The sequence below is a fragment of the Moorena sp. SIO3B2 genome, from assembly GCF_010692525.1.
GTDB lineage: Bacteria > Cyanobacteriota > Cyanobacteriia > Cyanobacteriales > Coleofasciculaceae > Moorena > Moorena producens.
Map to the genome: position 1 here is coordinate 1 of NZ_JAAHHE010000144.1, position 7,319 is coordinate 7,319.

9 protein-coding genes and 1 pseudogene are annotated in these 7,319 nt (G+C 42.7%); 3 read left to right on the top strand and 7 right to left on the bottom strand.

From position 1 onward, the window contains the following. Positions 1-55 precede the first annotated feature (55 nt). A complete protein-coding gene (locus F6K38_RS23975; RefSeq protein ID WP_287254599.1) occupies positions 56-193 on the bottom strand; it encodes a hypothetical protein in 138 nt (45 codons plus the stop codon). Between the two features lie 364 nt (positions 194-557). Here F6K38_RS23975 and F6K38_RS23980 point away from each other — a divergent pair, with 364 nt between their 5' ends. Then, positions 558-1,457, top strand: coding sequence for a phytanoyl-CoA dioxygenase family protein (locus F6K38_RS23980; RefSeq protein WP_287254597.1), 900 nt, complete (start codon positions 558-560; stop codon positions 1,455-1,457). Positions 1,458-1,486: 29 nt separating this feature from the next. Beyond that, positions 1,487-1,738, top strand: coding sequence for a hypothetical protein (locus F6K38_RS23985; RefSeq protein ID WP_131826982.1), 252 nt, complete (start codon positions 1,487-1,489; stop codon positions 1,736-1,738). 281 nt (positions 1,739-2,019) lie between these two features. On the opposite strand, the gene F6K38_RS23990 is transcribed toward F6K38_RS23985, so the two are convergent. Further along, positions 2,020-2,217 carry a hypothetical protein gene (locus F6K38_RS23990; protein WP_287254595.1) on the bottom strand — a complete coding sequence of 66 codons (198 nt, stop codon included), beginning with the start codon at positions 2,215-2,217 and terminating at the stop codon, positions 2,020-2,022. Between the two features lie 73 nt (positions 2,218-2,290). Continuing rightward, positions 2,291-2,527, bottom strand: coding sequence for a hypothetical protein (locus F6K38_RS23995; RefSeq protein ID WP_207554301.1), 237 nt, complete (start codon positions 2,525-2,527; stop codon positions 2,291-2,293). An 18-nt stretch (positions 2,528-2,545) separates the two neighbouring features. On the opposite strand from F6K38_RS23995, the gene mraY reads away from it, so the two are divergent. Then, the gene (gene mraY, locus F6K38_RS24000) at positions 2,546-3,655 is read left to right on the top strand and encodes a phospho-N-acetylmuramoyl-pentapeptide-transferase (protein ID WP_008179230.1); all 1,110 of its coding nucleotides are present in this window, start codon (positions 2,546-2,548) and stop codon (positions 3,653-3,655) included. Between the two features lie 649 nt (positions 3,656-4,304). On the opposite strand, the gene F6K38_RS24005 is transcribed toward mraY, so the two are convergent. The 4 genes and pseudogenes from F6K38_RS24005 to F6K38_RS24020 form a co-directional block, all read right to left on the bottom strand. Further along, positions 4,305-4,559, bottom strand: a complete 255-nt coding sequence (locus F6K38_RS24005; RefSeq protein ID WP_008179228.1) for a hypothetical protein — start codon at positions 4,557-4,559, stop codon at positions 4,305-4,307. A 102-nt stretch (positions 4,560-4,661) separates the two neighbouring features. Then, positions 4,662-4,847, bottom strand: coding sequence for a hypothetical protein (locus tag F6K38_RS24010; protein WP_287265239.1), 186 nt, complete (start codon positions 4,845-4,847; stop codon positions 4,662-4,664). Between the two features lie 737 nt (positions 4,848-5,584). Further along, positions 5,585-6,557, bottom strand: a pseudogene (locus tag F6K38_RS24015) (transposase family protein); the annotation flags it as partial. Between the two features lie 442 nt (positions 6,558-6,999). After that, complete coding sequence (locus tag F6K38_RS24020) at positions 7,000-7,203, bottom strand: hypothetical protein (RefSeq protein ID WP_008179222.1); 204 nt, start codon at positions 7,201-7,203, stop codon at positions 7,000-7,002. Positions 7,204-7,319 lie beyond the last annotated feature (116 nt).

The window sequence follows — 7,319 nt, forward strand, 5'->3', positions numbered from 1 at the left end:
TAACTCAGATTAAACTTTTGCTTACCTCTTTTATTCAAAGGTGCGCTTTCCGCATCTAATTATTAAATTCGCCACGGGTCGCACCTAAAAGCACCGATTGCGCTACTTGAGGTGCTGCGCGAACAGTAGCGTGCCCATAGCGCATAAGCACCTCAAGTAGCGTGGCCATTCGCGTAGCGTGGCCATAGGCCAAGGCCTTTGGCTGATAGTCGAAGCCTGTGCCACACTACTTGAGGTACTTTTGAATAAAATAAGCTGACTGCTGACTGCTGACTGCTGAATGCTGACCCTGATGCTAGGAATTGGGAATTGGTAGTTTACGATTACCCATTACCAAATAAAAAATATTTGGGAAATGATTAACCGGACTTTATAGTCGATGATAGGCTAGATATTTTATAGTCATAAGAGATAGTTATAAACTTAGCTTATTATAAACTTTTCACCGCAATATAAACTTCAAAATATTGATTTATTAAAATGCCATTATTCAGTATTAACCTATACATTTGATTGTGGTATTATATCAATTTAAGTAGAACTAGGTTAGTGATTTTATGATTTTGAGTGGTAATTCTTTGGTAAAAAAGACCAAACGTTTACCGGGAAAAATTAAGAGAGAGTCTTTCCGCATACCGATGCTACATAATTTCTACTATGGGGACTATCTCATCCGACGAGAAAACCATTATAATTCCCTTCCTGCCCTAGCACCAGTAGATTTACCATTGTTGAATTATCTAAACAGACAAGGAACGTTTGTTACTTCTTTAGAAGAGTTAGGAATTTACTCTAAGGAACTGATAGATAATGCTGAGGATATATTACCAAAATTACGGGCATTGCCCATACCGAAAACTCAGTCTTATATAAACTATCGCGAAGAGCTAATTAGTTACCCACAAATTTTCAAGTGGGGACTTAACGAACGATTGCTTGATATTGTAGAAAATTACCTTGGTGTTCCAGTGTTCTTTGTTGGTGTAACCCTTCAAAGGAATATTGCCGATGGAAAACCAGTACATGTCAGGCAATGGCACGTAGATCCAGAAGACTATCGCATGGTGAAAATCATTATCTACTTGAATGATGTGGGGTTAGATGGTGGCCCTTTTGAATATATTCCCAGAAATTTAACCTCATCATTAGCTCAAACCCTGAACTACAATTATTACAGTTCTGGTTTTGTCTCGGATAAAGACATGGCAAGGATTGCGCCTAAATCTATCTGGAACCCTTGCTCAGGACCCTACGGCACAGTAATTTTTACTGACACACGCAGCATTTTCCATCGTCTGAAACCACCTACTGGATCAGAGCGATACTCAATGACTTTTGGCTACACTTCTAGACGACCGATCACAACCTTTGAGAGAATGATCTTCTCTAAAAACCAGTTGCAAGCCATTGCCAGCGGGCTAAGCCAACGACAACAAGATTGTCTCTTTTTAGATTAAAGCTGTGATCATCACAGTGGAGTTGCGCCATGATTAACCCAGCTGTTCGTAAGCATTCAGGGGTCAGCCGTCAGCCGTCAGCGGTCAGCCGTCAGCGGTCAGCCGTCAGCGGTCAGCCGTCAGCCAAAGGCTCACGCTACGCGAACAGCTTTGTGGAAATAACTCAGAGTGAAGTACCCCAACCTGCAACGCTCTCGGTTGGGGCTTCCAATTCTCAACTCAAATCAGGGACGGTCTTATTCGTCAAAAGGGTTTCCCGCGCGCGTCCCCGACGCCTCTAAAAGCCGCGCTAATATTGGTCTTACTCAGCGTCCACAGGCAGACATCCGCCTTCTAAGGACGTATAACTTTCACGACAGACTTACCTTGGAATTACAGCACTATGACTAACCAGCTGGGGCAAGTCTCTTCCCTGAGCTCCGCTAGTACTTTTATACCTTTTGGCCTAAAACTGATTGGATATTAGACCGTTTGCAAGGTAGCCTTTTAGTCGGTCAGGCGGGTCAGCAACCATAATTATTATAGCATGATTCGTCAAGATTTGTCACAACTTGTCGTTTCGCTATCCATCCCCAACCTGAACGTTCGCGTAGCCTGGCCAAAGGCCAGGTTGGGGAATTCCGCGAATCTTGTTAAACAAATGGTTAGCTGTTTTATTCAAAAGCTGAAAGCTGAAAGCTGATACGCGACACGCTGATAGCACCTCAAGTAGCACCATCTGTAGCCCATAAGCTGTTGGCGTAGCCTGCGCGTAGCCCATTAGCTGATACGCGACACGCTGATACGCGACACGCTGATAACTGAATGCTAACTGAATGCTTACGAGCTGACCATCACCATCTGTAGTGTTTCTGATCTCCCCAGACCTTGGTAGTGATCCGGTCATGGCGTGATGCGGTGATCCGGTCATCCTGTGATCCGGTCATAGCTTGATCATCTCGTAAATTTTCAAAAATCAGTCCTACCCTGAGCGATCGCAGACCTTTGATGTTAGGATTTGACTCGTAACCGTAAATTATACGGATATAAGCAAAGATACAGGGAATTGTATCTTTGTGAGGAGTGTTCAACAAAGGAATAAGAGGCTTGTGGTAGATTCTAAACGATTGTCTGGGCAGTTGTTCAACTTAACGGGAACTAAACTCCTATATATTCTATCAATCGGCTTAACTCTGGGTGCATTAATTCTGGATGGGACAGCAGCTCGCTCCCTGATCGCAGGTAACTCCATCACCATACCCCTGTTGATCTGTGCTCTGGTCACTACTGGGATTGGATATCGAGCAGTCCCCTTTCTACAAGCACTCAAAATGGGTCAGATTATTCGTCAAGAGGGTCCCCAATCCCATTTACAGAAAGCGGGTACCCCCACCATGGGTGGCATATTTTTTGTGCCGGTAGCGGTGGTGATTGCCCTGGTGTGGTCAGGATTATTCCTCCCACAGCAGGATTTTACCCCAGTCCTAGCGGTATCCCTAGCCACCCTTGGCTATCTGTTAATCGGCTGGGTGGACGATTGGCAAGTAGTCCAACGCCGTTCTAATAAAGGGATGTCACCGAGAATGAAACTGGCCTTACAAATTGTGGTCAGTTTACTGTTTTGTATATGGTTAGCACAAACGCAGCCAGCCAGTATCACTAACATCACCCTACCCTTGGGAATCGTCTTACCCTTGGGATTTTTGTTTTGGCCCCTGGGTATATTTGTGCTATTAGCAGAAAGTAATGCTACTAATCTTACCGATGGAGTGGATGGACTAGCAGCAGGAACCTGTGCGATCGCATTTTTAGGACTAGCTGCCCTGATTGCTCCAACCTCCCTTGGTTTAATGGTCTTCTGTGCTTGTATGAGTGGCAGTTGCCTGGGTTTTATTGCCCACAACTGCAATCCCGCCAAAGTCTTTATGGGGGATACCGGTTCTCTAGCCCTAGGAGGAGCACTAGCAGCAGTAGGACTTTTGACTGGGAACCTTTGGGGTTTATTTATAATTAGTGGTATTTTCTTCCTAGAAGCCGTCTCAGTGATTGCTCAAGTTAGTTACTATAAAGCCACCAAAGATGCCAATGGGGTGGGTAAACGTTTATTAAAAATGTCACCGTTCCACAATCATCTGGAACTTTCTGGCTGGTCAGAGACCCAGATAGTGGCGGTATTTTATTTAGTTAATGGGCTTCTGGTCTTGTTGTGTTTGGGGTAACCAACCTACAACAGCTAGCTCATAAACGGACTGGATCATTAGTGTGGAAAAATTCCTCCCCCCAATCTCGTTAAGGGGGGAGTTTTTGCTGAAGGTTTACCTGACTTGACGAATAGGTAATATTATCTCCGGTTGAATAGTTACACTTTGGCAAATCGAAAGCATTTGGCATTTGGCATTTGGCATTTGGCAGAAGAAAAGGAGTAATGTCTAAAGGGAAATGGTTTTTTATCATTAATTATCCGGACATGATATAAGCCGCGATCGCGAATTAGCCAACTCTAGCAACACTCAAGTATCAAAGGTCAACATTGAAACTGTTACCTTTCAGAGTTAATTTCCGTCACCACCCATAAATCAGGCAGTCTAGAGGAATTTACTTCAGTTTTTACTCCCGCTTCCCTTTTAAAAAAAATTCGGTCAAGTTTTGGTTAACGCCAATCCTTGACCGAATTATTTATTGCAATTTTCCACGCTTCACAGCCTAGCTGCACCTCAAGCCACTAGTGAAACCACCGAATCATGTTAGTTGTGCTCTACTTAGCCGGTCAATTGTCGGAATCCACAACACACTAAATTATCCTTGAAACTTGAGGCTTCGTCTTAGCCAGGGATTGGAATCCCTGGCAAATTACTATCTTAATCTAGCTTAATCTAGCAGCACATATCGAATCAAAATACTGATCACCTCTCCAGGATTTTCAGTAGGTTGAGGTGTGCTCCAATCATTAACCTGCGCGTAACCAACGGCATAAAGTGTAGAAATTGTGTTCCGAACAGCTTGGGGAGAACCACTTAAGATATGTTTGATTTGTTCCCGTCGTCGCTGTCCCTCACCAGAGGGCTTAGGCACACTAGGCTGGTTGGGATTATCACCAGGGTTGGGGACGAAATTTTGAGCCATAATGATTCGTTTCCTTTTGCTGAAAATTGCAATATATTTATTGTATACTTTGACGACGTTAAGGTCACTTATTTTTGATATTAATTTAAATTAATTAATATTTTAAGGTTGAACAAAATATTGAATTGCTAATAAATTAGGGAGTCGGGAGTCGGGAGTCGGGAGTCGGGAATCGGGAATCGGGAATCGGAACCCACCCCTAACCCCTCCCAGGAGGGGAACGGGAATCGGGAGTCGGGAATCGGGAGTCGGGAATCGGGGTGGGGAAAATTGACTGGAGCTGATCACGATTACAGACGCGATCGCATATATCAAACAGTCGGGAGATCCCAGTCGGGGCGGGGAAAATTGACTGGACTATTTCACCAATACTTTCGCGATCGCATATATCAAACAGCTTTGTAGCACAGGCTTCGACGCTGTGACCTAAATCAGAGCCTAGAAACTCCTCAAAATATGTATCCAAATCTACGAAAATATCCGGGATAATTCTCCCCATCTCCCCATTTACCCATTTCCCGACTCCCCTCGACTCCCGACTCCCGACTCCCTATTCCCTCTTCTCTGTTCTCTGTTCCCTATTCCCTGTTCCCTGTTCCCTGTTCCCTGCTCCGAACGCGCCCCGCGTGACCCACGGCCTCAGTCCCTGCTCCCTAAAGACCGCTATACTTCATTCTTTTTCTCCCACAACAAATAAAATAACAAAAGAAAAAACAGCAATAATTATGTCCCTAATTTCCCTAATTAGCTATTTATCTAATCGAATAATAATCCCATAGTATTCCAGGCAAAGGGCTGGCATCCAAAGGAAAAATGACGAATAACCAATTACTACTACCTAAAAGACACAAGGCATTTTTAATGTCCCTAAGCCTTTTAAAAACCCCTTGCATACCTAAAAAAAACCGCCTAGTATGTAATTGTGATTAGGAAATAATTAACCTGACACAAACCAAAAATAAATGGCTCTCCTAGATTAAGTGTGGTAAATTAGTATAAAAAATCTGAGGGGGTGACGAAATAAGCTAAAACGCAGATTCTATAAGCGACATAGCCCTTAAACCTCGTTGATAATACTTTCGTTTATTAGGATTTAATTTCATTAATTCGGTTACTAATTCTAGACAAACATCCTTAAACTTTATCCAGGTTTGACCATATAAACCAACGTAAAAACTGGACGGTGCGCGCCTCCAAGGCCGGGGAACCCGGCCTTGGGTCGCACCGCTATGTCTCCGCTCCATACGTCCATATTCTTTTACACGACCCACATAACTTTGGATTCCTTTACGTTTAATATGTTGACCTTTAAAAGTTGCAGAAGTATAAGCTATAGATATCAATAAAACTATAGAAATAAACCGTTTACCCTCAACTTTAGTGTTTTCTAAATTATAACCACCACTCTTGAAATCTCTAAACACTCTATATTAAATCTTTTTTTGTAAGCGGAAATTGCCAACTCTAATTTATCAAAGTTTGTCAAAATAAACCATCCTTCTTTGGCCTTGGCCTTTGGGCCACGCTGCGCGAATGGCCACGCTACGCGAACGGCGCTCTTCCTTTGAGTTTACGTTGCCACTTACCAGCAACATTAAAACTGGAAAAACCACGGGTTTTGGTAACTTTAACTCCTTGTCTTGATGCAGTCGCTCATGGGGTTTACCCCATGAGCGACTGCATCAAGAAGCGGGATAACTTTTGACAAGATTATTTGTTGTTCTGTTAAATTACTACTCCCTTTGGCAACAAAGTAAAATATACTGGAAACGCCCTTTTCTCCCAAATTAAGCTAACCATTAATAAATTGATGGAACCCCAATTCGTTCTATCAATTGCTAAATAAATTATTTGATTATCAGTAAAGTAGGTTTTCAATCAGTCTTCAACTATTGGCAACCAAACTTTGTCAAGTGTTAGATTGGGAGATCATAAAAATCTTTTAATTATTTTTATTATACTTTCAAATTTAATCGGTAAAGGGAGAGCATTGGCTAACTTTTATAAACTCACTTTTTTAATTGACTGTAAGAGATTGACGAAAATTTTTAAGGAAATATATTCGGCTAGAGTAAATTTCCTTGTTAGGTGGTTTTGGTATAATGTGGGTAACATTGTTAATAGGTAGGTTTTGTTGCAAATAAAAGACCTACCTTTTTTTACCATTTTATGGTATAATAGCGGTTTTTAATCTAGTAAGGTACAAGTTTTTGGGTTTTAGGGAGCAGGGACTTCGGAAGAGGGAAGAGGGAAGAGGGAAGAGGGAAGAGGGAAGAGGGAAGAGGGAAGAGGGAAGAGGTAAAAAAATATGTGTACCTCATGAGGATAAAAAGCGCTATATACCATTTTTTGATTCAGCAACGCCGGATTTCTTGGTGTTATGAGAAATCACGATTGGGTTTGATGATATAGCAATTTTCATTTTGGTGAGGTACTTTGCTTATCCTTTTAAGGCAGAGGGCAGAAGTAATAAGACATTAATTTTGAAGCTTTTAAAGGCAATGAGCTCCAATAAAGACTGTACCTCATAGGTATGATAAAAGCGGTTATAGCGTTTGAGATCTGAAGGGGTACATTCAATTTTCCCGCTTAGCCAGTCCCGACTCCCTCGGTGCGCTTTCCGTAGGCGAATTAAATTCGCCACGGGTCGCACCGCTCCCGACTCCCTCGGTGCGCTTGACCCGTAATTAAATTCGCCACGGGTCGCACCGCTCCCGACTCCCTTAATGGAGTGTGGCGAGATGGGGGAGAGGGGCATTG

What these genes read in the sequence shown, in the direction of transcription:
- F6K38_RS24005 (WP_008179228.1), bottom strand. Translation starts at nt 4,559, where the DNA reads ATGGCTCAAAATTTCGTCCCCAACCCTGGTGATAATCCCAACCAGCCT.
- F6K38_RS23980 (WP_287254597.1), top strand. Translation starts at nt 558, where the DNA reads ATGATTTTGAGTGGTAATTCTTTGGTAAAAAAGACCAAACGTTTACCG.
- F6K38_RS23990 (WP_287254595.1), bottom strand. Translation starts at nt 2,217, where the DNA reads ATGGGCTACGCGCAGGCTACGCCAACAGCTTATGGGCTACAGATGGTG.
- F6K38_RS23985 (WP_131826982.1), top strand. Translation starts at nt 1,487, where the DNA reads ATGATTAACCCAGCTGTTCGTAAGCATTCAGGGGTCAGCCGTCAGCCG.